The 24,697-nt window shown below is 67.0% G+C and carries 20 protein-coding genes; 13 read left to right on the top strand and 7 right to left on the bottom strand.

Translation table 11 applies throughout. The features are described 5' to 3' along the window. Window positions 1-226: 226 nt before the first annotated feature. The 3 genes from ROR02_RS04235 to ROR02_RS04245 all read right to left on the bottom strand — a co-directional run bounded on the left by ROR02_RS04235 (window position 227) and on the right by ROR02_RS04245 (window position 2,483). Window positions 227-550, bottom strand: coding sequence for a type II toxin-antitoxin system HicB family antitoxin (locus ROR02_RS04235; RefSeq protein ID WP_147162769.1), 324 nt, complete (start codon window positions 548-550; stop codon window positions 227-229). Further along, entirely contained in the window at window positions 540-803 is a 264-nt protein-coding gene (locus ROR02_RS04240; protein WP_147162770.1) for a toxin HicA, read from the bottom strand. The genes ROR02_RS04235 and ROR02_RS04240 overlap by 11 nt, the downstream gene beginning before the upstream one ends. 471 nt (window positions 804-1,274) lie before the next feature. Further along, window positions 1,275-2,483 carry an ATP-grasp domain-containing protein gene (locus tag ROR02_RS04245; protein ID WP_246135394.1) on the bottom strand — a complete coding sequence of 403 codons (1,209 nt, stop codon included), beginning with the start codon at window positions 2,481-2,483 and terminating at the stop codon, window positions 1,275-1,277. A gap of 104 nt (window positions 2,484-2,587) precedes the next feature. Between ROR02_RS04245 and ROR02_RS04250 the strand changes: the two genes are divergently transcribed. From ROR02_RS04250 to ROR02_RS04290, 9 genes are all read left to right on the top strand, one after another. Then, the gene (locus ROR02_RS04250; RefSeq protein ID WP_147162771.1) at window positions 2,588-3,166 is read left to right on the top strand and encodes a TerD family protein; all 579 of its coding nucleotides are present in this window, start codon (window positions 2,588-2,590) and stop codon (window positions 3,164-3,166) included. Between the two features lie 13 nt (window positions 3,167-3,179). Continuing rightward, window positions 3,180-3,764, top strand: coding sequence for a TerD family protein (locus tag ROR02_RS04255; RefSeq protein ID WP_147162772.1), 585 nt, complete (start codon window positions 3,180-3,182; stop codon window positions 3,762-3,764). Window positions 3,765-3,792: 28 nt separating this feature from the next. Then, a complete protein-coding gene (locus ROR02_RS04260) occupies window positions 3,793-5,025 on the top strand; it encodes a TerD family protein (protein WP_147162773.1) in 1,233 nt (410 codons plus the stop codon). Between the two features lie 12 nt (window positions 5,026-5,037). Continuing rightward, entirely contained in the window at window positions 5,038-5,490 is a 453-nt protein-coding gene (locus ROR02_RS04265) for a tellurite resistance TerB family protein (protein WP_147162774.1), read from the top strand. Window positions 5,491-5,654: 164 nt separating this feature from the next. Then, window positions 5,655-6,686, top strand: coding sequence for a TerC/Alx family metal homeostasis membrane protein (locus tag ROR02_RS04270; protein WP_147162775.1), 1,032 nt, complete (start codon window positions 5,655-5,657; stop codon window positions 6,684-6,686). A 255-nt stretch (window positions 6,687-6,941) separates the two neighbouring features. Beyond that, complete coding sequence (locus ROR02_RS04275; protein ID WP_147162776.1) at window positions 6,942-8,603, top strand: NAD+ synthase; 1,662 nt, start codon at window positions 6,942-6,944, stop codon at window positions 8,601-8,603. Between the two features lie 8 nt (window positions 8,604-8,611). After that, the gene (locus tag ROR02_RS04280) at window positions 8,612-10,012 is read left to right on the top strand and encodes a glutamate--tRNA ligase (protein WP_147162777.1); all 1,401 of its coding nucleotides are present in this window, start codon (window positions 8,612-8,614) and stop codon (window positions 10,010-10,012) included. A 62-nt stretch (window positions 10,013-10,074) separates the two neighbouring features. Next, window positions 10,075-11,472, top strand: a complete 1,398-nt coding sequence (gene cysS / locus ROR02_RS04285; protein ID WP_147162778.1) for a cysteine--tRNA ligase — start codon at window positions 10,075-10,077, stop codon at window positions 11,470-11,472. Between the two features lie 360 nt (window positions 11,473-11,832). After that, window positions 11,833-14,547: a bifunctional diguanylate cyclase/phosphodiesterase gene (locus tag ROR02_RS04290; protein WP_147162779.1), complete on the top strand. Its 2,715-nt coding sequence runs from the start codon at window positions 11,833-11,835 to the stop codon at window positions 14,545-14,547. A gap of 85 nt (window positions 14,548-14,632) precedes the next feature. On the opposite strand, the gene ROR02_RS04295 is transcribed toward ROR02_RS04290, so the two are convergent. Continuing rightward, on the bottom strand, window positions 14,633-15,373 hold the full coding sequence (locus ROR02_RS04295) for a phosphatase PAP2 family protein (RefSeq protein ID WP_147162780.1): 741 nt from the start codon (window positions 15,371-15,373) through the stop codon (window positions 14,633-14,635). 613 nt (window positions 15,374-15,986) lie between these two features. On the opposite strand from ROR02_RS04295, the gene ROR02_RS04300 reads away from it, so the two are divergent. Continuing rightward, complete coding sequence (locus ROR02_RS04300) at window positions 15,987-17,087, top strand: site-specific DNA-methyltransferase (protein ID WP_147162781.1); 1,101 nt, start codon at window positions 15,987-15,989, stop codon at window positions 17,085-17,087. A 39-nt stretch (window positions 17,088-17,126) separates the two neighbouring features. Here ROR02_RS04300 and ROR02_RS04305 read toward each other — a convergent pair whose 3' ends face one another. Together ROR02_RS04305 and ROR02_RS04310 are read right to left on the bottom strand one after the other, a co-directional pair. Then, entirely contained in the window at window positions 17,127-17,768 is a 642-nt protein-coding gene (locus tag ROR02_RS04305; RefSeq protein WP_147162782.1) for an SLOG domain-containing protein, read from the bottom strand. Further along, window positions 17,765-18,916, bottom strand: coding sequence for a toll/interleukin-1 receptor domain-containing protein (locus ROR02_RS04310; protein WP_147162783.1), 1,152 nt, complete (start codon window positions 18,914-18,916; stop codon window positions 17,765-17,767). Before ROR02_RS04310 ends, ROR02_RS04305 begins: the two co-directional genes overlap by 4 nt. A 344-nt stretch (window positions 18,917-19,260) precedes the next feature. Here ROR02_RS04310 and ROR02_RS04315 point away from each other — a divergent pair, with 344 nt between their 5' ends. Together ROR02_RS04315 and ROR02_RS04320 are read left to right on the top strand one after the other, a co-directional pair. Then, window positions 19,261-19,953 carry a hypothetical protein gene (locus ROR02_RS04315; protein WP_147162784.1) on the top strand — a complete coding sequence of 231 codons (693 nt, stop codon included), beginning with the start codon at window positions 19,261-19,263 and terminating at the stop codon, window positions 19,951-19,953. 117 nt (window positions 19,954-20,070) lie between these two features. Beyond that, on the top strand, window positions 20,071-22,785 hold the full coding sequence (locus ROR02_RS04320) for an MMPL family transporter (protein ID WP_147162785.1): 2,715 nt from the start codon (window positions 20,071-20,073) through the stop codon (window positions 22,783-22,785). Between the two features lie 49 nt (window positions 22,786-22,834). Here ROR02_RS04320 and ROR02_RS04325 read toward each other — a convergent pair whose 3' ends face one another. Then, window positions 22,835-23,470 (bottom strand): ABC transporter substrate-binding protein, encoded by a 636-nt coding sequence (locus ROR02_RS04325; protein WP_147162786.1) that lies wholly within the window; start codon window positions 23,468-23,470, stop codon window positions 22,835-22,837. 310 nt (window positions 23,471-23,780) lie between these two features. Here ROR02_RS04325 and ROR02_RS04330 point away from each other — a divergent pair, with 310 nt between their 5' ends. Next, window positions 23,781-24,590 (top strand): MlaA family lipoprotein, encoded by an 810-nt coding sequence (locus ROR02_RS04330; protein WP_147162787.1) that lies wholly within the window; start codon window positions 23,781-23,783, stop codon window positions 24,588-24,590. The last annotated feature ends 107 nt before the right edge of the window (window positions 24,591-24,697 follow it).

Consider the following 24,697-nt stretch of genomic DNA (forward strand, 5'->3'; position numbering starts at 1 on the left):
CGGCCTCACGGCCGCCCCCTATGCCGATCGTGGGGACCGGGAGATTGGGTTTTACAGCCTTCGGCCGTTGGGCTCCCGCCCGAACCCGGCCGGGGCGATGCCCCGAACCCCTTTTTTCATGAATCAATGAAGCGGCTTATCCCGTTGCTTCCGGCATGATCAACAGCCGGGTACACCAGGATAGTCTATTTTGTCAGGTCTCGTCGCTGTCACACGCAGGGGAGTGCTAACCCAAGAGTTTGCTATTGACTAAGCGATTGAGCGAAACTCGGGCTTCACTCGCTTCTATCGCCAAGCGACGGTGAATTTCTGGTGTCGTCCGCACCTGAAATTTCCCCGAATATCGCCGTAACGAGATCGGCTCTGGAATCGGTTCACTGGCGGCCGACATTTCGGCCACCGTTTCCCGCACGAGCTTACGAATTCCGCGGAAGGCCTCGTCTTCGTTTTCGTCGAGCCAGGAGAGGCTCGGAAACTCGACGCACGTCCCGACAAATTCTTCATCCTCGGCCGACCATCCCACGCGATAGGTGTAGGGATCAACTGCCATCATTGTCTTCCTTGATTCTATCGATCGCGGTAAGCACTTGCTTGACCTGATAGGGTTTCGCCCTGCCATTTTTGCCCGGTTGAATGTTCACTCGGGGATCACCCTGCCATGGTGTCTTGAACACGCAGTGGCTCGTTTTTTCTTGGCGTGGCACACCAAAATAAAAATTACAAACTTTTTTGAGGTCTTCGTAACGCACATTATTCGGTGATTCCCGCATTTGATCTACGATGCGGTCTATATCTCTTGGCATATATTCTTATCCTGTCTCTATCCCGTTCATAAGTGAATTGATTTATCGGTAAGCCGTAAATTGATTTTGTATAATTATTAGTTTTAAATAAATACAGATTTTTCACGAACCCATTTCCACGGTTTTCCACTACGTCATGGCTGCACCATTCAAAAAGCTCCAGATGATGCCAAGTGGAAGCGCCATCTGGCGCATGCGAGTGGTATCACTAATGGCTCTACGATCTGGGTTCGTCAAGGATAATCCCAGGAAAAGGATTTGAAGGCGGAAGCGCCATCGCGTCACACCCGAGGCGTTTCCCCGGCCTTTGGCCGTCGGGCTATCGCCCGCCCCCATCCGGGGCGATGGTTCGATCCCTTTATTGAGTCATGGATAAAACGAAGGGGAGGTTTGGAGGCGGAGCCTCCAAGGGGGGCCGGGGCGCCAGCCCCGCGTTGCCCAAGGGAACGGGCGCGCTCAGCCCGGGGCGCCTTAAGCCGGCACCACGCGGCACTCCTGCACCGGGGCGACGCACAGGCCCGCCCGGGGCTGGGGCACGTCGGCCGGGGTGGCGAGGCCGCCGGCCAGCAGGGCGGCCCAATAGGGAAACACCACCCCCGACTGGCAGCTATACAGCAGGCCGCCCGACATGCGGCTGTTGATTTCCAGCAGATAGGGGACGCCGTCGTTGCCTTCCTTGGTTTGCACGTTGAACACGCCGTGCAGGTGGTAGCGCCGGGTCAGGGTGTCGGCGAGGGTCACCGAGGGGCCGGTGGTTTCCAGGAACTGGACGTTTCCTTTCTTGACGCGCGCAACCGCGCACACGATGCTGCCCTCGTGAGCCAGGACATCGACACTGCGTTCAACGCCCGGAAGATAGGTCATGAGCATCATGGGGCGGCGTTGATGAGACGCCGCCAGGGCCGAGCGAAAGGCGTCCACCCCGATGCGGTCCGTCGCGCCGGACAGCAGGCGGCCGTATTCGCTGCCTTCCGTTTCCAGACGGCGAAATCCGGCCCCGTACACGCTCACGCATGGCTTCAGGCACAAGCGGGCGTTCGCGCCGCCGAGATCGGCCCAGGCGGCCTCGAATTCGTCCAGCGTGCAAAAGCGGCGCCACGCAGGCACCGGGATGGGGCTGCCGGCCAGGTCCTCGTAGAGGGCATCCTTCTGTTCGGCCCGTTTCAGGGCGGCGCCATCGCCCATCACCGACAGCCGGGTTCCCTGGGCCTCGAAGCATTCGCGCGCCTCGGCCAGCAGGTCGCGCCGGTGCTGGGGCATGAACACGTCCACCCGGGCTTGCGCGCATTCCTCCAGGCACCACGCCACATAGGCGTCGTCGGACAGCGAGCGGGGTTCGGGGCCGATTTCGTCGGCCACCGTCGAAAGCGCCGTGGGAAAGCGGGTCACGGTGGTGCGCAGCGTCAGGCGGCCGTCCCGATCCTCGGCCCGCATCAGTCTCAGCGCATCGTAGGTGTTCGACAGTCCTTTGTTGAACCACACCCGCATTTTATTCGGCCTTTCGAAGGAGATCGTGGCCATAGAAAGCACGGACACCGCCTTGATGTCCAGGGAGGCGTGATCATAACTTTTTAAAGAGGCCTTGACACACGCCGCGATGCGAACCAATTCCTGGGCCAGCCCAATCCCCGGGTGATTGTTCGGGGGCGGGGTGGTGTCGGGTTCGCGATGGACTTTCATGGCTGGATCGTCTCGTCTTTGTAACAAGGCGAAATCGCGGGCCCGTTCCGTGCCGGGGATGGCCCCTGGCGCGGGCTCTCAAAGGGAACAAGGAGAATAGAACCATGGCCGTTTCGCTGTCCAAGGGTGGCAATGTCTCGCTCAGCAAGGAGGCGCCGGGCCTGACCGCCATCGACGTTGGCCTGGGCTGGGATGTCCGCGCCACCGATGGCACGGACTTTGACCTGGACGCCTCTGCCTTCCTGCTGGGGGCCACGGGCAAGGTCCGCACGGACGCGGACTTCATTTTCTACAACAACAAGACCTCGTCCGATGGCTCGGTCGTGCACCAGGGTGACAACCGCACCGGTGCCGGCGAAGGCGACGACGAGGTGGTGTTCGTCGATCTCCACAAGGTGCCGGCCGATGTGCAGAAGGTCGCCTTCACGGTGACCATTCACGAAGCCGAGGCGCGCCGCCAGAACTTCGGGCAGGTGGCCAACGCCTATATTCGCGTGGTCAACAAGGCCGACGGCAAGGAACTGGCCCGCTACGACCTCTCCGAGGATGCCTCGACCGAAACCGCGATGATCTTTGGCGAGCTGTACCGCCATAACGACGAATGGAAGTTCAAGGCGGTCGGTCAGGGCTTCGCCGGTGGCCTCGGGCCTCTGGCTTCGAATTATGGCGTGAACATCGGCTAGGGAGAATAAACGCATGAGCGTTTCCCTGACCAAGGGTCAGAAGATCAGCCTGTCGAAGGAAGGCCAGGGCCTGGGCCGGGTGTTCATGGGGCTGGGCTGGGACGTCGCGCGCAAGGGCGGCCTTCTGGGCGGCCTTCTGGGCGGCGGTTCCGGCGACATCGACCTGGATGCCTCGTGCCTGGTGTTCGACCAGTCCGGAGCCCTGGTCGACGAAATCTGGTTTCGTCAGCTCCAGGGCATGAACGGCGCCATCGTGCACACGGGCGATAATCGCACCGGGGCCGGCGATGGCGACGACGAGGTCATCCGCGTGGATCTGGCGGCCCTGCCCGATACGGTCAAGGCACTGGTGTTCACCGTCAACTCGTTCCAGGGCCAGACCTTCGACAAGATCGCCAACGCCTCGGCCCGGCTGGTTGACGAAACCTCCGGCCAGGAACTGGCCCGCTTTGTCCTGTCGGAATCCGGATCCCATACCGGTCTGGTCATGGTCAAGGTGTATCGCCACAACAACGAGTGGAAGATTCATGCCATCGGGGAAAAGACCACCGGGCGGACCTTCCACGACATGATGCCGGCCATCAAGGCCGCGCTGTAACCCGGGACCAAGGGAAGGAAACAGACCGATGAGCGTAACGCTCACGCCGGGGGCCAACACGGCCTTGCCACCCGTGACCGATCTTGTGCTGGCCGTTGCCTGGATGCCAGGCACGCCGGCGGGCATGGAGATCGACGCGTCGGCCTTTTTGGTGACCGAGGCGGGCAAGGTGCCCTCGGATGAACACTTTGTGTTCTACGGGGCGCCGCGCTCGCCCGATGGCGCCGTTTCCTTCCTGCCCCAGGGGGCCGAAGGGGATCCCCAGGCGTTTGATCTGAACCTTCAGGCGCTGGCCCCCGAAGTGGCGTCGATCGACGTGTGCCTGACCATCCACGAAGCCCAGGCGCGCGGGCAGTCGTTCGCCTCGCTTTCCGGGGTGCGGGCCCGTCTTTTGGACAAGAACACCAAGGAGGAGGTCGCGCGCTTCGCCCTGCCCACCGCCGGCATGAGCGAAACCGCCATCACCTTGGTGCGGGTCTATCGCCGCGCCGGCCAGTGGAAGATCCGCGCCGTCGGCCAGGGCTACGCGGGCGGCCTCGCGCCGCTGGCCCGGCAGTATGGGGTGGACGTGGCTGACGAAGCCGCCGCCGCGCCGCCCCCTCCGCCGCCGCCGCCTCCGCCGCCGCCGCCCGCCCGGCCGGTGTCGTTGACCAAGGTCACGCTTGAAAAGCGTGGTCAGTCGGTTTCGCTGGAAAAGAAGTCCGATGCCGGGTTTGGCGAGATCACCATCAATCTGAACTGGCATCGCCCGCAGGGGGGAAGCCGGGGCGGATTCCTGGGCGGCCTTCTGGGCAAGAACGCGGGCATCGACCTGGATCTGGGCTGCCTGTGGGAAGGCGCCGACGGCTCGAAGGGCTGCATCCAGGCCCTGGGCGGCAACCTGGGCGACTATCACGCGCCGCCCTTCATTCGCCACGCCGGCGACGATCGCACGGGCGACTTGGCCGAAGGCGAGAACATGCGCGTGAACGGGAATCGTCTGACACAGCTGCGTCGGGTTTTGGTCTTCGCCTTCATCTACGAAGGCGCGCCCAACTGGGCGGCGGCCGATGGCGTGGCCGTGGTGCGCATGCCCGGCCAGCCCGAGATCGAGGTGCGTCTGGACAACCCGGCGAGTGGTCAGGGCATGTGCGCCATTGCCTTGCTGGAAAACGACGGCGGCCGCCTGCGCCTGACCAAGGAAGAACGCTATTTCCGCGACCATCGCGACATGGATGCCCACTATCATTGGGGCATGCGCTGGGTCGCCGGATCAAAGTGAAAGGAAAGAACGATGTCGTTCACGGACTGGCTGAAGCGCAACGTCACGGAAGCCCGTGATTCGCTGAATGCCGAGATCACCAAGTTCAAGTCCAAGGATCTTCTGGAAGCCGTGGTGGCGGGGTGTGTCCTGGTGGCCTATGCCGACGGCACGATCACGCCCGATGAAAAACAGAAGATGATGGGCTTCCTGAAGACCTCGGATCAACTGAAGGTCTTCGATCAAAGCGACGTGATCCGCATGTTCCAGTCGTATGTCGAGAAGTTCGACTTCGACCCGACCATCGGCACCGGCGAAGTCATGCAGGCCGTGGGCAAATTCAAGGGCAAGCCCCAGGCTCAGCTGGTGGTCCGCGTGTGTTGCGCCATTGGCGCCGCCGACGGCGACTTCGACAAGGACGAACGGATGGTTGTCGCGCGCATGGCGTCGGAACTGGGCCTCAATCCCGCCGATTTTGGCCTGTAGGCCCGTGCGGTTTTTTTAATGGAAAGGGTCGGGCGCAAGCCCGGCCCTTTCGTCATGCTTGCGCCTGTCCTAAAGACTCCCCACGTCAGGGCACAACGGGACACACGTTCAACACACTCCAAGGTGTCCCCAGGCCTTTCCCGTCCCATAACCCGAGATCTTCCATGGACCATCATTTCGGCTTTCCCCTGGAAACCCTGATTATCTTTTTTGGTGCCATCGCCTTTTCCATCTTCATGGACCTGTTCGCCCACCGCGAACACAAGGCCATTACCTTGAAGGACGCTGGCCTGTGGTCGGTGTTCTGGGTGGGCCTGGCCCTGGCCTTTTACGTTTATCTGTGGGTCCGGTTCGAAAAGGAATGGGCTGATCTGTACCTGGCCGGGTACGCGCTTGAAAAATCCCTGTCGATCGACAACCTGATGGTCTTCATGGCCATTTTCGCGTCGTTTGGCATCAAGGGCGGGCTTCAGCACCGCATCTTGTACTGGGGCATCATCGGAGCCCTGGTCTTCCGCGCCATCTTCGTCGCGGCCGGCACGGGGCTTTACAGCCTGGCGCCGTGGGTGGGCTTCATTTTCGCCGCCATCGTGGCCTGGACCGGCTGGAAGATGCTGACCACCAAGGATGCCGACGAGGACATCCACGACTATTCGGATCACTGGTCGGTGCGTCTCACCCGCAAGGTCATGCCGGTTTTCCCGCGCATGCACGCCGACCGCTTCTTCATCCCCCGCGCCCTGGCCAAGGATCTGGAAAAGGCCGACCCCACCATCTCGTTGACCGGTTCGGCCGCCCTGTTCGCCACCCCGGCCTTCCTGTGTCTGATCGCCATTGAAACCTCGGACGTGATGTTCGCGTTCGACTCGGTGCCGGCGGTGATCGCCGTCACCCAGGAGCCGCTCCTGGTCTACGCCGCCATGATCTTCGCCGTCCTGGGCCTGCGCTCGCTCTACTTCGTGCTGGCGGCCCTGACCCGCTACCTGGTCCATCTGGACAAGGCGGTGATCGCGCTGCTGTTCTTCATCGCCTTCAAGCTCACCATCCAGGCGGGCGAACACGCCTTTGGCTGGACCTTCCTGCACATCGATCCCACCGTCAGCCTGCTGATCGTGCTGGGGACCCTGGGCGCGGGCATCGTGGCTTCGTTCGTGTGGCCGGAAAAGGACAAGGCCGACGACACCCCGGCGGCCTGATCGCGCGGGCGGGGGGCCTTTCGAAGGCCCCCCGCGTTTGACACCCGGCCCTTCACGGCACGCGCGCCGGCCTGGCTTGCCAAGGCCGGCGCGTTTTCAATCAAGGAACGCGGGTCTGTTGGGGCGCCTTGACGCTTTGCCCCCCCAAACCGTAGCCTGCCTTCCCTTTGACGGGCTTGCGCGCCCGTTCCTCGCATCAAGGCGTCCCCTCCCGAAGGCGGGCGCGTTGACCGGTTCCGCTACCAGGGACGCCCCATGACTGATCGACTTCGCATCGCCTTGCACCAGGCCAACCCCACGGTTGGCGACATCGAGGGCAACGTGCGCCGCGTGCAAGCCGCCCGCGCCCAGGCCGCCGCCCAGGGCGCCGATCTCATGGTGGGAACCGAACTCGGCCTGATTGGCTACCCGCCCGAGGACCTGGTGCTGCGCGCCTCGGTGCTTGAGGCCACCCGCGCCGCCGTCGATGCCCTGGCCGCCGTCACCGCCGACGGCGGGCCGGCGCTGCTGGTTGGCACGCCGTGGCGCACCGACGGCGGCCGCGCCAACGCCGCCGTGCTCCTTGACCAAGGCCGGATCCAGGCCGTGACCTTGAAGCACCGGCTGCCCAATTACGGCGTGTTCGACGAAATCCGGGTGTTCGAACCCGGTCCGTTGCCCCGGCCCCTGTCGTTTCGCGGGATCAGCCTGGGGGTGATGATCTGCGAGGATCTTTGGTTTTCCGATTCCGCCGACGCCCTGGCCCGGGCGGGCGCCGATCTTCTCGTGGTGCCCAATGGCTCGCCCTACGACCTGGGCAAGGCTCCCCAGCGTCTCGCGGTCGCGCAGGCCCGCGTGGCCGAAACCGGCCTGCCCTTGCTCTACGTCAATCAGGTGGGCGGCCAGGACGAACTGGTGTTCGATGGCGCCTCGTTCGTGCTCGATGCCACGGGCGAGGTCGTGGCCGGCGCCCCGGCCTGGAAGGAGTCGGTGGTGATCACCGACTGGACCCGCGCGCCCTCGGGCCGCTGGACCTGCCAGCCGCAAACCCCGCCCGCCGCCCCGGGGCGCTGGGAGGAAATCTATCAGGCCCTGATGGTGGGCCTGCGCGATTACGTGGACAAGAACGGCTTCCCCGGGGTTCTGCTGGGCCTGTCGGGGGGCATCGATTCCGCCTTGTCGGCCGCGCTGGCCGCCGATGCCCTGGGGGCGGAGCGGGTGCACGCCGTGATGATGCCCAGCCCCTACACCAGCGTCGAAAGCCTGGAGGACGCGGAGCAGTGCGCCCGCCTGCTGGGCGTGAGCCTGGACACCATCGACATCGGTCCGGCCATGGCCGCGTTTTCCACCATGCTGGCCCCGTCCTTTGGCGCGCGCGCGCCCGACCTCACGGAAGAAAACATCCAGTCGCGGGCCCGGGGCGTGACCTTGATGGCGCTGTCCAACAAGCTGGGCCCCATGGTGCTGTCCACCGGCAACAAGTCGGAAATGAGCGTGGGCTACGCCACCTTGTACGGCGACATGTGCGGCGGCTTCGCCATTTTGAAGGACGTGTACAAAACCTCGGTGTTTGCCCTGTCGCGCTGGCGCAACGCCCACCGCCCGCATGGCGCCCTGGGGCCGATGGGGCCGGTGATGCCCGATCGCGTGATCACCAAGCCGCCCAGCGCCGAGCTGCGTCCCGACCAGAAGGACGAGGACAGCTTGCCCCCCTACAGCCAGCTTGACGCCGTGTTGCAGCTTCTGATCGAGGAGCAATGCGGCGTGGCCGAGGCCACCCGGCGCAGCGGCCTGCCCCGCGCCCTGGTCGAACGGGTCTGGACCTTGCTGGGCCGCGCCGAGTACAAGCGCCGGCAAGCGCCGCCCGGGGTCAAGATCACCGCCTTGGCCTTTGGTCGCGATCGCCGCTATCCCATTACCAATGCCTATCCCGGATGAAGGCTTCCATGGCGTCGTCTAGCCCTTTGGCCGATTCTTCGGCTACCGAGTTTCCCCCGTCCCCGCGTGATCCGGCGGGGGCGGTGGTGGTCCGCTTTGCTCCCAGCCCGACCGGCCGCCTGCACCTGGGCAACGCGCGCATTGCCGTGCTCAATGCCCTGTATGCCCGCGCCCATGGCGGTTCCTTGATCTTGCGCATGGACGATACCGACGAGGCCCGGGGCACCGAGGCCTTCGCCCAGGCCATTCGCGAGGATCTGACCTGGCTGGGCCTGACCTGGGTGCGCGAGGAAAGCCAGAAGGCCCGCGCGGCGCGCCATGCCGAGGCCCTGGAAACCCTGCGCGCCGCCGGGCGCTTGTACCCGTGCTACGAAACGCCCGAGGAACTGGAGGGCAAGCGTCGGCGCCAGCTGGCCCGGGGCAAGCCCCCGGTCTACGACCGCGCCGCCCTGGCCCTGAGCGAGGCCGACCGCGCCCGGCTGGAAGCCGAGGGCCGGCGGCCGCACTGGCGCTTTTTGCTGGAAGCCAGGGATGTGACCTGGGTTGACCTGGTGCGCGGCCCCAGCCACGCCCATGCCGCCCACCTGTCCGACCCCGTGCTGGTGCGCGAGGATGGCGGGCTGCTTTATACCCTGCCCTCGGTGGTCGATGACCTGGACTTCGGCGTGACCCACGTCATCCGGGGCGAGGATCACGTGGTCAACACGGCGGTGCAGATCCAGATCGCCCAGGCCCTGGGCGGGCGGCCGCCGGCGTGGGCGCACCTGCCCCTGGTCCTGGGGCCCGATGGCGGGCCATTGTCCAAGCGCGACGGCGCCTTGTCGATTGGCGATCTGCGCGACGAGGGCATCGAAGCCGCCGCGATCGTCGCCCTGATGGCCGCGCTGGGCTCGGGCACCGCCCCCGACCCGACGCTGGATTGGGACGCGCACGCCCGCGCCTTCCGGCTGGAGGCCTTTGGCCGCGCCCAGCCGCGCCTGGACCCCGCCGACCTGGCCCGGCTCAGCACCCGCGTCGTGCATGCCCTGGACGGGAGCCAGGTGCGCGCGCGCGGCTACGCGGTGAGCGAGGCGCACTGGGCGGTTTTGCACGCCAACCTGACCCGCCTGGACGAACTGCCGGCCTGGCTCGCGGTGATCGACGGCACGATCGAGCCGGTCCGGGCACCGGAGGACGAGGATTTCCTGGCCCGGGCGGCGGCCTGCCTGCCGGCCGCGCCCTGGGATGAAACAACCTGGAAGGCCTGGACCGGGGCCGTGAAGGCCGCCACCGGCCGGGGGGGGCGCGCCTTGTTCCGGCCCTTGCGCCTGGCCCTGACCGGGCTCGATCACGGGCCCGAGATGGCCGCCTTGCTGCCCCTGATGGGCCGCGAGCGGGTTCTGGCGCGTCTCGCGGGCGAAAAAGCCTGACGGTCCGTCCGTCCCTCGTTTTGTCTTTTGTTCGCGCCGATCGTTCAGAAGGAGTTCCGTTCGTGAACGCTCCCGTTGCCCCCTCGCTTTTCTTGCACAACACCTTGACCGGGCGGCGCGACCCGTTCGAGCCGATCGAGCCCGATCACGTGCGGTTGTATGTCTGCGGGCCCACGGTCTACGACCGGGCCCACATCGGCAACGCCCGTCCGGTGGTGGTGTTCGACGTGCTGACCCGGCTGCTGCGTCGTTTGTATCCGCGCGTCACCTACGTGCGCAACATCACCGACGTGGACGACAAGATCAACGCCCGCGCCCGCGAGGCCGGCGAGCCGATCGACGCGATCACGGCGCGCACCATCGTGCATTTCCATGACGACATGAGCGCGCTGGGCGCCCTGCCTCCCGACGAGGAACCCCGCGCCACCCGCCATATCCAGGACATGCAGCGCCTGATCGCGCGGCTGATCGACCGGGGCCACGCCTACGAGGCCGAGGGGCATGTGCTGTTCAGCGTGCCCTCGATGCCCGAGTACGGGCGGCTGTCGCGGCGTTCGCGCGACGACATGATCGCGGGCGCGCGGGTCGAGGTGGCCCCCTACAAGCGCGATCCGGCCGATTTCGTGCTGTGGAAGCCCTCCGACGACACCTTGCCCGGGTGGGATAGCCCCTGGGGGCGGGGGCGGCCCGGCTGGCACATCGAGTGCTCGGCCATGAGCGCCCGTTACCTGGGCGAAAGTTTCGACATCCACGGCGGCGGCCTGGATCTGGTTTTCCCTCACCACGAAAACGAGATCGCCCAAAGCGTGTGCGCCAACGGGCCCGGCACCTTTGCCCGGGTGTGGATGCACAACGGCTACCTGATGGTGAACGGCGAAAAGATGTCCAAGTCGCTGGGCAACTTCCTCACCGTTCAGGATCTGCTGGCCCGCGCGCCGGGCGAGGCCGTGCGCCTGGGGCTGCTGTCCACCCACTACCGCCAGCCCCTGGACTGGACCGACGCCGGGCTGGACCAGGCCCGCCGGACCCTCGACCGGTTCTATGCCGCGCTTGGCCGGGTCGCGGATGTTCCGGCCGATGAAGCCGCCCCGGTGCCCGAGGGCGTGCTGGCGGCCCTGTGCGACGATCTCAACACGCCGCGCGCGCTGACCGAGCTGCACGCCCTGGTCGGTGCCCTCAACAAGGCGGAAACACCGGAGGATCAAAGCCGGCTCAAGGGCCGGATCCTGGCGGCGGGCGCGCTTTTGGGCCTGCTGGGCCAGGATCCGGCCGCGTGGCGGGCGGGCGACTCGGCGGACGACGCCGACCTGGCCGCCCGGGTCGAGGAACGCATCCAGGCGCGCAAGGCGGCCCGGGCTGCCCGCGACTTCGCCGCGGCCGATGCGATTCGCGACGCCCTCGCCGCCGAGGGAATCGTGCTGGAGGACGGGCCCGGGGGCACGACCTGGCGTCGCGCCTAGAAATCCGGACGATCCGGGGGCCTCGATTTGTGAGGTTCTCGGATCGATTACACCATTTAGGATATAAATATATACTTTGTGATTCGTAATGAACGGCTGCGCCGCCCGAAAAACGGGTACGGGGTCGGATGAATCCGACCCGGGGGAGAGGGCGTTTTTCTTCGGCATTCAGGCGAGTGCTTCTCCTCACCGGAGAACCTATTCAAAAACGCGATATCGAACACCATGAACGACCCCTTTCCGACATAAACGTGGATACCCATCGTGCACGGAAAAGGGTATCATCACTGATGCCGCACAACGAATAGGGGGCTTTCGGGGTGAAAGGCAGAGGGAAGTGTGGCGTGAGCGAGAGGCTCGATGCTCAAGGTATTATTGATCGAAAACCAGACAGCCCCTGGAGACGCGGTATCGTCGTTTCAGGCTGATGCCGACGGCTGGGGGATCGTTTTGACCACCGTGGACACCGTGGCGGCGGGCGTGGCGGCCCTGCGTCAGGGAAACCATCAGGTGGCGGTGATCGATCTTGATTGTTCCGGACACCACGATCCCGCCAGCCTGCGCCTGGTGATGGCGGCGGCGACGGCCACCCGGACGGCGGTGATCGCCCTGGCGGGCGAGGGGCAGGAAGACCATGTCGAGGCCTTGATTGACCTGGGCGCCTATGAATGCCTGCCCCGGGCCAGCGTGACCCACGACACCTTGCACCGGGTGGTGCGCCGGGCCGCGCTGCGCGCCGCGCTTGAAACCTTGCAGGAGAATGGCGAGCGCACCCGCCGGCAGCTGACCGGCCTGGAACACGACGTGCGCACCGCCCTGACCACCATTGTCGGCTACGCCCACCTGATCGAGCACGAGGACAACGCCGGGCGGCGGATTGGCTATGCCCGGCTGATCGACCAGGCCGCCGCGTCGCTGGAAGAACCGCTACGGGGCTTGTCGGCGCTGGACCTGCCCGGTCTGGAGACCGACCTTGACGGCGCGGTGGTCATCGACATGGCCCCGGATCTGGCCTGCGTGGTGCGCGACGGCCGGGTGGTGCACGTGAACCCGGCCGGGGCTTCCTTGCTGGGCGTCAGCCCCACCGCGTTGATCGGGCGGCCGGTCGATCTGCTGGTTCCTCCCGACACCCTGGGCGATCTGGTGGCGTTGCTGGGCGGTCCGGTGCGGGCGCGCCGGCCCCTGCCCGGGCGCCTGATGCGCGCCGACGGCACCGACATCGAGGTGCTGATGAGCGTGTCGCCCTACGGCGGATCGGATCAGGCGGGATCGGGAAGCGTTCTGTTCGTGGCCCGCGACGTGTCCGAACGGGCGCGGGCCCACCGCGAGGCCGACCGCCAGGCCGCGTTCTTGCGCGCGGTCACCGACACCATGGTGGACGCCCTGGTGGTGACCGACGAGGCCGGCCGGATCGAACGCTTCAACAAGGCGGCGGAACGGCTGTTCGGCGTGGGGGCCGAAGAGATCATTGGCCGCTCGATCACCCTTTTGATGCCGGCCCGCGAGGCGCGCGCCCACGACCAGCACATGCGGACTTACCTGAAAACGGGACAGTCGCGCGTCATCGGCATCGGTCGGGAGCTGCGCGCGCGGCGCCTCGATGGCTCGGAATTTCCGATCGAGCTGGCCTTGTCGGTGGTCGCGCAGGAAGGACGGCGCCGTTTCGTGGGGGTCATCCGCGATATTACCGAGCGCAAGGAACACGAAGAGCAACTGGTGACCCTGGCGACCCGCGATCCCCTGACCGGCCTGCCCAACCGTGTTTTGCTGCGCGAGCACCTGGAAAAGGCGCGATCGCGGGCCCTGACCCCGGATGGTCCCTTGGGGTTTGCCGTCTTGTTCGTGGACATCGACCACTTCAAGAAGATTAACGACACCATGGGCCATGTCATGGGCGATCAGGTGATCCGGGCCATGGCCGACCGCTTGGAAAAGCACCTGCGCCCGCTCGATGACGACATGCTGGCCCACCTGGGGGGCGACGAGTTCACCGTGTTCCTGGGCGAAGGCGCGGACAGTGAAGCCGTGCGCCAGCGGGCCGAGGCTTTGATGACGGATCTGGTGCGTCCGTATGACATCGGCGGGCGCGAGGTGTTCACCTCCGTGTCGGTGGGGGCTGCCCGCTTCCCCGACGACGGCGACGACGTTTCCACCTTGCTGCGCAATGTCGATACCGCCTTGCACCATGCCAAGCGCCAGAAATGCAGCTCGGTGATGTTTTATACCCCCAAGCTGTCGGCGGACGCGGTGCGCCGCTTGCATATCGAAACCGGCCTGCGCCGGGCCCTGGAGCGCGACGAGTTCGAGGTGCACTTCCAGCCCAAGGTCGATCTGGTCTCGGGCGAGGTGCTGGGGGCCGAGGCCCTGTTGCGCTGGGATGGCCGCGACATTGGCAAGGTCTCGCCGGTGGAGTTCGTGCCGGTGGCCGAGGAAACCGGCCTGGTGCAGCCGATCGGGGAATGGGTGCTGCGCCAGGCGTGCGCCCAGGCGGCCACCTGGCAGCAAGGCGGGCTTCCGGCCTTGCGCATGGGCGTGAACCTGTCGGCCCGTCAGTTCAACGATCCGGACCTGGCCGAAAAGGTGCGCGCGATCCTGGACGAAACCGCGCTGGATCCGGCGATGCTGGACCTGGAATTGACCGAAAGCATGCTGGTCGAGGATGGGGATCAGGCGGTACGGGTGTTGAAGCGGCTGAAATCCCTGGGAATCACCTTGTCGATTGATGACTTCGGCACCGGGTATTCGTCGTTCGGCTATCTCAAGCGCTTTCCCATTGATTACATAAAGATCGATCGCTCGTTCGTGGTCGATCTGCCCAACAACGCCGACGACATGGCCATCACCCGCGCCATCGCCAGCATGGCGTCGGCGCTGCGGCTGCGCCTGGTCGCGGAAGGGGTGGAAACCAACGAGCAGGTCACGTTCCTGCGCACCTTGGGCTGTCACCAGGGCCAGGGGTTCTTGTACAGCCGGCCGGTGCCGGCCGCGGCGTTCGAGGCCTTGCTGAAGCGCCTGAACCCCGAGGGCAACGGGGTGCACCCGGCCTTTCGCGATCCGGTTCCGGTCGAGGTCTGACCGCACGCGCCCCCGAACCCGCCCGGGGACGGGAAGCGGGGCAACGGGCCCCGCGTTCCTTCGAGGTCAGGCCGCGCAAGGGCGATCAGGCGCGGGGCAGGAAGCAGGGCAGCGGGCCGCCCCCCAGGGCCGGATCGCCAGCCTCGGCGAAGCGACGCGCGATCAGCACCGTTCCCAGGCCGAGGGCGGCGCCCATGACCACGTCGCTCAGGAAATGCGCGGTGACCAGAATCCGGCTGAGGGAAACCAAGAGCGCGACTCCCAGGAAACCAACCCGCCAGCGGGGCATGAACAGGGCCAAGGTGGCCATGGCCGCCCAGATGACCTGGGAATGCCCCGAGGGAAAGGCGTTGTAGTTCGACGCGAAGGCAAAGGGGAAAAACCCCGTGGTGCCGTCGGCGAACAGCAGCCGGGGCCGGGCTCGTCCGATCACGCCTTTCAGAAGCGTGACCACCAGTCCCGACGAGACCAGAACGGCGAACAGGAAAACAAAGGCCCGCGCGCGCTGGAACCAAAGGCGCTCCGTGGCGCGCGCGCGCGCGCGGTGGGCGGCGCCCAGGCACACGACCATCCCCCCTCCGGCCAGGAGATACCACCACGAGGCTTCGCCGATGGTCGAAAGCGCGTGTCCCACGGCCATCAGGCCAGGGGGAACACCGGCCTTCAGGGCGAGCGCCAGCGGATGGTCGATGAACAGCATCAAGAGCGCGCAGACGCCCACCACGGCGGCGCTGGCCTGTCCCCACGACAGCGCGTTCAAGCGTCCGAGGGGCAGGGGGGGGAGAAGCTGCTGGGCGGGCACGGGCACGGGCTTCCGATCGCTCACGGGAGGACCCCTTCAGGCAGGAGGACAGGGCATGCCCCTGGGGGTAACGGCTTGGCGGGGGAAACTCAAGCACCCCGACCAGCGCGGTTCCCTCCCCTGGGGCCGTGCCTCGGGACGAGACCAAAAAACAACCTGGGGAGGATTCCCCGGGGAGATCGGCGGGCTCGCGGCCCACGGCCGGGGGGCGGTCGCGGGGGCCCGGGGGGCTCTTTTCCGGGGGCAAAAGCCGGGGGCGCGCGTGAAGCCTGGAAAAAGGACGGGCGCATTACTTAAGGATGCGCGACGCGAATTGGCTATCGCCATGAGAGTTAAAATGCCCGGGGAATCTGCCTAATCAATTGAAATAAAAAGGATAATTGGAAGAGGGAGTGCCGTGTCCCGGTTGGAGTGATTCCAGCTGGAAGCGAGGAAATGTTAACCGGAGGCCGAGTCGCGTTAAGATCTTGTGGATTTTTCTGGCGGAATAGGGCACGACATCCGGTAGGCGAATCGAAGCGGAGGCCCCAGATCGTGGGGGAAGGGCCCAAGTTAAGGTAATTTATGCAGGTAGCGCCGCAACCGCCTGATTCCATTTGTTAATGCGCCGGTAACAGAACGCTGCCACAGTGCTCGTATGATGAACGGACTCCTCTGCAACCGAATCCTCCAGGGTGACTGCATCGAAACGATGCGGACGCTCCCCGCCGGATCCATTGATCTCATTTTCGCGGATCCTCCCTACAACCTCATGTTGGGAGGCGACCTGCACCGCCCGGACAACAGCCGGGTGGACGGGGTGGATGACGACTGGGACCGTTTCGACAGTCCCCAAGCCTACGCCGCCTTCACGCACGACTGGTTGTCCGAGGCCCGGCGGGTGCTGAAGGAGGATGGCACGCTGTGGGTGATCGGTAGTTACCACAACATTTTTCGCGTCGGCGCGACGTTGCAGGACCTGGGCTTCTGGGTGCTGAACGATGTGATTTGGCGCAAGTCCAACCCGATGCCCAATTTCCGGGGCACCCGGTTCACCAACGCGCACGAAACCTTGATCTGGTGCTCGAAATCGCCCGACGCGAAGTACACCTTCAATTACGAGGCGATGAAGAACCTCAACGAGGGCACGCAGATGCGCAGCGACTGGACGCTGCCCTTGTGCACCGGCACCGAGCGTCTGCGCGATGACGAGGGGCAGAAGGTCCACGCGACCCAGAAGCCCGAAAGCCTGCTGTATCGCGTGATCTTGTCGTCGACCCGGCCCGGGGACGTGGTGCTGGACCCGTTCCTGGGCACGGGCACCACGGCGGCGGTGGCCCGGCGCCTGGGCCGGCGCTGGCTGGGGATCGAACGCGAGGAGCGCTACATCAAGGCGGCGCAAGCCCGCATCAACGCGGTGGAGCCGGTGGCCGATCCGGACCTGCTGCGCACGCCCTCGAAGCGCAGCGAGCCGCGCATTCCCTTTGGCACGGTGATCGAACGCGGCCTTCTGGAGCCGGGCGCGGTGCTGCGCGACGCCGGCCGGCGCTGGACGGCCCGGGTGCGCGCCGACGGCACCTTGGTCGCGACCTCGGTCCGGGGCCAGCACAAGGGTTCGATTCATCAGGTCGGGGCGGCGGTGCAAGGCGCGCCCGCGTGCAACGGCTGGACCTTCTGGCACGTGGACCGTCCGGGCGGCCCGATCCCCCTGGATGCCCTGCGCCAGCAGGTGCGCGCCGAGCTGGAACCGGCCTCGTAAGGGCCCGCGCGCGCCGGGGGCCTGGTTCCCGGGACGCGCCTACCCCAAGGCGAAGGGGCTTGGGGGCCGCGAAGGAGCGGGGGAGCTGTCCTTCGGGGCGCGCGGCCCCGCGGGGTCAATGCCAAGCCGGTTGGCGAATAACTCGATGTAGCTTACCGAAAAGGCCGTCTCGGCATCGTCGGGGGTGAGGCGCTGGTGGAGCTTCAAGGCCGCGCCGCCGGTGGACGCCACCGGAAGCAGGAGGGCGGTGGGGTGCATCGCCGCGAACAACCCGGCTTCGCGCTCGGCCCCGTCCATGCCACCGATCACGACCGCAGCCGAAAAGGCGTGATCCCCGATCATCCGGCGGCGCAGGACTTCAAGGCTGGCGTCCCGGTCATCGGGCACGGCCTCCACAGGTACCACGTCGGGAAACGCCGCGTTGTCGTCGGGATAGAGGCCGTCAAAAAAACGGCTTTGGTAGAGCCGGACCCAGTGGCCCAGGGTGACGTTCAGATCCTCGGCCGCCGCCCGCACCATGGGGGTGATGGCCGGATGCCCTCCCCAAACCAGCAGTCGCCGCCCCAAAACCACGCGGACCAGGGCCGAGACGGCGAACTGGATCAAGGTGGGGTTGGCTGTCTTGGCGTAGTCCCCGCGTCCGGGCACGGGCACGCTGGCCGACAGGAAGATGGCGTTCATGAGTCCTCCAGCGCGGCGAGTCCCCAGCCAATGTTATGCACGGGGTAGCTGGTGATGTCCGTGATCTGCCGCCCCAACCAAGTCAAATGGGTGTTCAGGCGATCGGAATACCCCTGGGCGTCATACACCAGGGCCAGGGGGGCATTTTTGTCTCCGATCAACACATGATCATGCATGATCTCGGCCGAGGGAACCCCAAGACAGGTGAACGCGGTCATCTTCTTTCCTCTGGGAAGGGTCAGGGCCATGGAGCGGTGGGCGCCAATCCCCTCGACGCTCCCCCCGATGCGGGTGACCTGCTCGGTCACGGCCCCGGCCAGGGAGGCATGGCGCAGCGCCAGGCTGGCACTACGCAGGCTTTCGACCTTTAACCAGATTTTTTCGACGGTCGGGAGCGACAGTCTGCCATCCGGTTCGATTTCTTCAGCGTCCAGGTCGATCGAGTGGGCCAGGGCCGTGCGTCGATCCGCCAGCGAACCGGGCCATCCGAGGCGCAGGATCGAGACCTGCCGGGCCAGGGCGCGATGGAACTCCTGCCTTGTCCACGGGCTCCCAAAATACGTAGGCGTATGCAGCATGACGAGAACGTCGCAATCGCGCAGCCGGTGCCAAAGAGTTTCTTGAAAATCCTGACCCGGAAGAATGTCGTGGGTATCCAGGAAAACGTCGAATTTGCGACTGCACAGATTTTCATACAGCTGAAGCGCGGCGAGTCCGGCTTCATTGCGTCGATAACTGAGAAAAATCCGACGCTGGCGAGGCAACAGGCCCACGCATTCCAGAAGAGCCATCCCGAGGGGGACGTAGTCGGGGTCGGTTCCAAGGGCCATGCCGTTCAGATGGCGCAGGCTGGGGGGAATCTCGTCTTGGAAGGCGTCGAGGCGGGAAACCACGGGGATCATCGGAACGTACTGGCCGATGAGAGTGGAAAGAGCGGGGGAGTCCACCGCTCCCGGTGCGCCGAAATACAAGGCCGCCCTGGCCCGCGAGCCCGGGATTTTCAACAAGGCCTCAAGGGGGGCCACCTCGACGTCGCGGTCGAGTGCCAGCCCAAAGGAGGCCAGGGCCTGCGCCAGGGTGTTCCGCAGGGCCGTTTCCACGCCGGGCGGGATCGTTCCCAGGAAAGCCAGGGTATACAAGGCGGACATGGCGGTCTCTCGTGGATCAGGGGCGCGACGTTCCCGAAGCGGATCGGTGCCAACGCTCGAACCGCAAGGAGACAGGGCTGGCGAGGATCCGGCGCGGCCCTTGCCATTCCACCAGGGGCAGACGCGTTGGCGTCCCTGTTTTTATCTCGTTTTAAGTGTTTTATCCAGGCAAGGGTCTCCATGCCGGTCTTCAAGGGGCACTCCCGGACATCATGCCTCGTGGCGCGCGGACGGCCGGCGCGGGGGCAGGGGGGGGGACACGACACGGCGCAATGGCGTATGCTGCGTGGGCTCGTTGTCCGCGTTCGGGCACGGGCGCGGCTCACCTGAAGGGGAGGCTGGCCATGCCACCACGGTCTTTTTGTTCGCGATCCGGTGCCGGCCGGGGACACTCCCGGCGGGGCCTGGTGTTGCTGGCCCTGGGCACGGCCTTGGCCCTGGCGGCGTGCGCGGACAGCGAGGTCGCGCCGGGGCCGATCGAGGTCAGCCGTTCTCATGTGTTGCCGGCCACGCCGCCCCCCACCACGTTCGCCATCGTGCCCGCCAGCCAGGCCCAGGCCGCCGATCCGGCCTTCCGCGCCGCCGCCAATCTGGTTGCCGCGTACCTGGAGCGGCTGGGCCACCGGCGCACCGTGGGCGGAACGGCGGCGCATGCCGCGTGGCGGGTCGGGGTCGAGGCCACGATGGGCGGGGGCGCGACGGCCGAGGCCGGGTTGATCTATGGCTTCAGCTGGCAGGCCCCGGGGCCGCAGGTGCTGGGCGGCGGTCACGCCCAGCAGGCGGCCGCGCCGGCCCCGGGCGGGGCGATCCCCAAAACCCTGGCCGTGACCATCACCGCCGACAACCGCACCGTCTACCAGGGCCGGGCCACGATGACCGATCCCTCCCCCGATCTGATGGGCGCGCTGGCGCCGCTGGCCCGGGCGCTTTTGGATACCTTCCCCGGGCCGGTCACGCCGTCCGCCGGAGCCGCTCCCCGGGGCGCGGCTTCCCCGGGCACGAGCCCGCCCGGCGCGTCGCTTTCCATCCGACGCTGAGGTTTTTTCCGTATCCCGTGGGTGGTGAGAGCCCCCCTCCCTGGGCTATAACCGGCGCTTTCGCGCGGGCCGTCCAGCCGGACGGGCCGCGTTGGTGCGTTCCCCTCGGAGATGCCCATGAAGCCTTCCGCCGGTGTTGTTCCTCCGGTTTCCGGTTCCGTCGAGCCCGCCCCTGTTCCCCCTTCGCCTGCCGGCCCTTCCTCTCGCCTGGAACGCGCCCTGGTCCGGGCGTGCGTGGCGTGGATCGGGGCGGTGATGCGCCGGCCGCGCCTGGTCCTGGCGGGCCTGGTGGTCGTGATGGCGCTGTCGGGCGGGGCGATCGCCACCCACCTGGGCATTCGCACCGATACCTCGGCCATGCTGTCGCCCGACCTGCCGTTTCAGCAGGATCTGGCCCGCTACAAGGCGGCGTTCCCGACCCAGGGCGACGAAATCCTGGTGGTGCTCGACAGCCTCGACCCCAACCGGATCGACACGGCCGCCCAGGATCTGGTCGCGGCCCTGGCCGGGCGCCCGGACGTGATCGCCAGCGTCCAGGACGTGGCCGGCCTGCCCTTCTTCCGGCAAAACGGCCTTCTCTACCTGCCGCTTGATCGCCTGGAAGCCCTTTCCGATTCGTTGATCCGGGCCCAGCCCCTGCTGGGCGGGCTGTGGCACGATCCCTCGCTGCGCGGGCTGGCCGATGCCCTGGATCTGGCCCTGGGGCCACAGGCGCAGGCCGCCGGCATGGCGCCACCCCAAATGCTGGCCCCGGTGCTCGATCGCCTGGCCGATGTCGTGCCCACGGCCGCCCAGGCGCAAGGTCCGGGCCTGGACTGGTCGAGTGTCCTGGCGGTGCGCGGGAACACTGCCGGCACCCCGGGCCGGCGCCTGATCGTGGTGCGGCCGGTGCTTGATCACGGGTCGCTGTCGCCGGCCGGGCAGGCCATGGCGGCGGTGCGCGAGGCCGCCCGCGCCCAGGGACTGACCCCCGAGGCCGGCTTTCGCGTCCGTCTGACCGGGGGCGCCGCCCTGGCCCAGGAAGAGCTGGGCACGGTGCGCTCCAGCATGGGCCTGGCCAACCTGGTGTCCCTGGGGGTCGTGGCCCTGCTTCTGGTCATCGGGCTGCGCTCGGGCGTGCTGATCGGCGCCACGTTGAGCGCCTTGCTCGCCGGGCTGGTGCTGACCGCCGGCTTCGCCGCCGTGGCCGTGGGCACGCTGAACCTGATTTCGGTGGCCTTTGCCGTGCTGTTCATCGGCCTGTCGGTGGATTTCGGCCTACATTACGGCCTGCGCTATCGGGAACTGGTCGCGGCCGGCACGGCCAACGCCCAGGCCCTGATCGAGGCCGCCCGGGGCACGGGGCCGTCGCTGGTGCTGTCGGCGCTGGCCGCCACCCTGGCCTTCCTGGCCTTCCTGCCCACCGACTACCTGGGGCTTGCCCAGTTGGGCCTGATCTCGGGGGCGGGCATGGGGATCGCGCTCCTCTTGAACCTGAGCGTGCTGCCGGCCTTCCTCACCTTGTGGCCGGCGCGGGTGCGGCCGCTGGGCGCCGGGCCCCTGGTCGGGCTGGGCCGCGTGCCCGAGCGCCATCCCCGGGTGGTGCTGGGGATCACCGCCGTGCTGGCGGGGCTGGCCGTGGGCGTGGCCTTGCATCTGCGCTTTGATGCCGACCCCTTGAACCTGAAGGACCCGGCGACCGAATCGGTTTCCACCTTGTTCGATGTCATGGCCGAGCCCGGGGTGGACCCTTACGCCGTCAACGTGCTGGCCGCCGATCCGGCCGAGGCCCGGCGCCTGGGCGAGGCCCTGCGCGCCCTGCCCGAGGTCAAGGGCGTCGCCAGCCTGCCCGCGCTGATCCCCGCCGACCAGGACGACAAGCAAGACGTGATCGCCGATCTGGCGGCGGTGCTGGGCCCGACCCTGGCCGGGCCCAGGGGACCGGCCCCCGACGGGGATGCCCTGGCCCAGGCCCGGGCCCGGCTGATCGCGCTGCTCACGCAAACCAGCGCGCGCGCCGACGCGGGCGCGGTGGGGGTGGCCGCCGGCCGCCTGGCCCAGGCCCTGGCCGCCCAGCCCGACGACCCCGCGACCCTCGCGCGGCTGGACCAGGGGCTGATGGGGGGGCTGGTGCCGGTGCTGGCCCGCCTGCGCGACGGGCTCGACGCCCGGCCGGTCGGGCTGGACGACGTCCCGGCGGTCTTGCGCCAGCGTTACGAGGGCGAGGGCGGCGTGCTGCGCCTGGAAGTGTTCCCGGCCGCCGACCTGCGCGACGCCAAGGCCCGCGCGGCCTTCGTGGACGCGGTGCGCGGCGTGGCGCCGCATGCCACCGGCGCGCCGATCACCATTGTCGAGGCGGCCGCCACCATGCTTTCGGCCTTCACCGAGGCGGCGGTGATTGCCCTGGTGCTGGTCAGCGCGATGCTGCTGGCGATGGTGCCCCGTCTCAAGGCTCTTGTCCTGGTGTTCGCGCCCGTGCTGCTGGCCGGGGTGCTGACCGGGGCGGCGGCCGAGTTGCTGGGGCAGGCGCTGAACCTCGCCAACGTGATCGTGCTGCCCTTGCTGGTGGGGCTGGGGGTGGCGGGGGCCATCCACGTGGTGGGACGCGCGCGCGAGGCGGGCGCCATGACCCAGGTCCTGGAGTCCAGCACGCCCCGCGCCGTGGTGTTCAGCGCCCTGACCACCGTGGCGTCCTTTGGCTCGCTGGCCTTGTCGGCGCATCCGGGCACGGCCAGCATGGGCGTTTTGCTGACGCTCGCGCTGTCGTTCAGCCTGGTGTGCACGTTGGGGGTGTTGCCGGCGGTGATGGTGGCGTGGCCCGACCGGCCCCGGGCGCGCCGCCGCGAGACCTGAGCCGGTTCCTCGGGGGCGGGGGCAGGGGCGCGGCCCTGCCCCCGGGGGGTCATCGGGCGGGGGCCAGCAAGGTGGTGGCCTGGGTTTCCAGGGCCGCGCTGAGCGCGTCGAGGCCTCCCTGGGTCAAGGTGGCGGCGTATTCCGAACGGCGCACCGCAAGCTCGCTGATCGACCCTTGCATCAGAACATCAATCACCCGCGCGGGCTGATCCGGGGCGGTTTCCGTCACGTAGGTAAGCGCGATCGGCTCTCCGCTGGGCTGAACCAGGCGGGTTCGGACCAAGGTGGTCCCTTGCGGGCCGGGGTCGGTGCCCAGGGTTTCAAAGCGCTGTCCGGACCAGCCGGTGAAACGCGCCGCGTAGGTGGCGACGCTGAAGCGGGCGAAGGCTTCGATGTAGCGGGCCTGCTGCTCGGGGGAGGCCTCGCGGGCGGCGCGGCCGGCCACCACGCGGGCCATGCGCGCGAAGTCGAAGGTGGCGCGCACGGGGCCGTCCAGGCGGGCGCGCCGGCCCTCGGGCCCGAGGGCCTGGGCATCGCGCATGACCGAGAGCAAGGCGTCGTGGAAATGGCCAACCACCTCGGCCGGGGCGTTCTGGGCCCGCGCCGGGGAAGACACGGCAAGAGCGGCAAGAACGACCGCGAGAAGGACGCCCGTCCAGAACGGGCAGGCAAGACGGCGGTTCATGGGATGGAAACCCTTCGCGTGGAATAAAGAGACAAGACTCGCCAAAGTGAGCTTCGGGGGGCGTGTCCGTCACGGGGGCGGATATCGCGGCTTTTGCGCAACAGGGCGGTATTCCCGCCACACCGGCCCGGTATTCCGTATTGCCGGTCCGCGACGAAGCGCGTAAGACTCGCACGACTTCAGGGACACGGACAACCCGCTTCGCGGGGGGCGTGACGGGGGGTCTGGGGCTCGGTCACGGGGGGATTCCCTATCCCCCGCCCACGATCGGGCGGAGGACAGTGTTAACTCGACTGGACAGGGAAGTGTGATGGCCAACTCGTTTTCCGACTCCTTGCGTTCCTTTGGCGGCGTCGTCCGCGCGGGCACCATGGCCCTGGCCTTGTGCGCCGTCGCGGCGTGCGCCAGCACCGCGCCGGAAACCGGGGACTCCCCCAAGACGACCGGTGAACTGGTCGCCGACCCCATGGAGCCGTGGAACCGCTACGTTTTCGCGGTCAACGACGTGGTGTACACCTTCATGCGCCCGTGGATCGCGCCGTACATGGTCCTGCCCGACGAGGGCAAGGAGGCCGTGGACAACCTGATTCATAATATCAAATCGCCGGTGATTTTGCTCAACGATCTGCTGCAAGGCGAGTTCGAGCGGGCATGGGTGACGACCGGGCGCTTCCTGATCAACACCACGGTGGGCCTTTTTGGCCTGTTCGACGTGGCCGAGGGCATGGGCATGCCCAAGCATGACGAGGATTTCGGCCAGACCCTGGGCACATGGGGGCTGGGCGACGGTCCTTACATGGTGCTGCCGCTGCTGGGGCCGTCGAACCCGCGCGATGCCCTGGGCGCGGGCGTGGACATGGTGAGCCATCCCCTGTTCTGGGTCCCGGGGGGCGATACCGGCACGATGATTTCGGCCGGGCGCACCTATGGCAGCGCCGCGACCGAATACGGCGGGCATGTTTCCGAAATGGACGCGCTGCGCAAGACCTCGCTTGATTACTATGCCACCGTGCGCAGCCTGTATATCCAGATGCGCCGGGCGCAGGTGCGCAACATCGATCCCAAGGCCGGCGAAGGCGCCGCCGTGGATTACTTCCCCGACGACGGCACGGCCCAGTAAGCGGGCGTTTGAGTGTTCTTCAGGGAAACGTGGACACCGCTTTTCCCTGAAGAAGGATAGGGTTTGGTCAGGGCCCGGGCCGGGTGGTGTCCACTGGCATCGTCCCG

It is taken from the genome of Pararhodospirillum oryzae, from assembly GCF_007992075.1.
Taxonomy (GTDB): Bacteria; Pseudomonadota; Alphaproteobacteria; order Rhodospirillales; family Rhodospirillaceae; genus Pararhodospirillum; species Pararhodospirillum oryzae.

Coding starts and splice junctions, on each gene's coding strand:
- ROR02_RS04240 (WP_147162770.1), bottom strand. CDS start 803: ATGCCAAGAGATATAGACCGCATCGTAGATCAAATGCGGGAATCACCG.
- ROR02_RS04305 (WP_147162782.1), bottom strand. CDS start 17,768: ATGAACGCCATCTTCCTGTCGGCCAGCGTGCCCGTGCCCGGACGCGGG.
- ROR02_RS04265 (WP_147162774.1), top strand. CDS start 5,038: ATGTCGTTCACGGACTGGCTGAAGCGCAACGTCACGGAAGCCCGTGAT.
- ROR02_RS04330 (WP_147162787.1), top strand. CDS start 23,781: ATGGCCAACTCGTTTTCCGACTCCTTGCGTTCCTTTGGCGGCGTCGTC.
- ROR02_RS04235 (WP_147162769.1), bottom strand. CDS start 550: ATGGCAGTTGATCCCTACACCTATCGCGTGGGATGGTCGGCCGAGGAT.
- ROR02_RS04320 (WP_147162785.1), top strand. CDS start 20,071: ATGAAGCCTTCCGCCGGTGTTGTTCCTCCGGTTTCCGGTTCCGTCGAG.
- ROR02_RS04275 (WP_147162776.1), top strand. CDS start 6,942: ATGACTGATCGACTTCGCATCGCCTTGCACCAGGCCAACCCCACGGTT.
- ROR02_RS04310 (WP_147162783.1), bottom strand. CDS start 18,916: ATGTCCGCCTTGTATACCCTGGCTTTCCTGGGAACGATCCCGCCCGGC.
- ROR02_RS04260 (WP_147162773.1), top strand. CDS start 3,793: ATGAGCGTAACGCTCACGCCGGGGGCCAACACGGCCTTGCCACCCGTG.
- ROR02_RS04280 (WP_147162777.1), top strand. CDS start 8,612: ATGGCGTCGTCTAGCCCTTTGGCCGATTCTTCGGCTACCGAGTTTCCC.
- ROR02_RS04315 (WP_147162784.1), top strand. CDS start 19,261: ATGCCACCACGGTCTTTTTGTTCGCGATCCGGTGCCGGCCGGGGACAC.
- ROR02_RS04245 (WP_246135394.1), bottom strand. CDS start 2,483: ATGAAAGTCCATCGCGAACCCGACACCACCCCGCCCCCGAACAATCAC.
- ROR02_RS04300 (WP_147162781.1), top strand. CDS start 15,987: ATGATGAACGGACTCCTCTGCAACCGAATCCTCCAGGGTGACTGCATC.
- ROR02_RS04325 (WP_147162786.1), bottom strand. CDS start 23,470: ATGAACCGCCGTCTTGCCTGCCCGTTCTGGACGGGCGTCCTTCTCGCG.
- ROR02_RS04270 (WP_147162775.1), top strand. CDS start 5,655: ATGGACCATCATTTCGGCTTTCCCCTGGAAACCCTGATTATCTTTTTT.
- ROR02_RS04290 (WP_147162779.1), top strand. CDS start 11,833: ATGCTCAAGGTATTATTGATCGAAAACCAGACAGCCCCTGGAGACGCG.
- ROR02_RS04250 (WP_147162771.1), top strand. CDS start 2,588: ATGGCCGTTTCGCTGTCCAAGGGTGGCAATGTCTCGCTCAGCAAGGAG.
- ROR02_RS04255 (WP_147162772.1), top strand. CDS start 3,180: ATGAGCGTTTCCCTGACCAAGGGTCAGAAGATCAGCCTGTCGAAGGAA.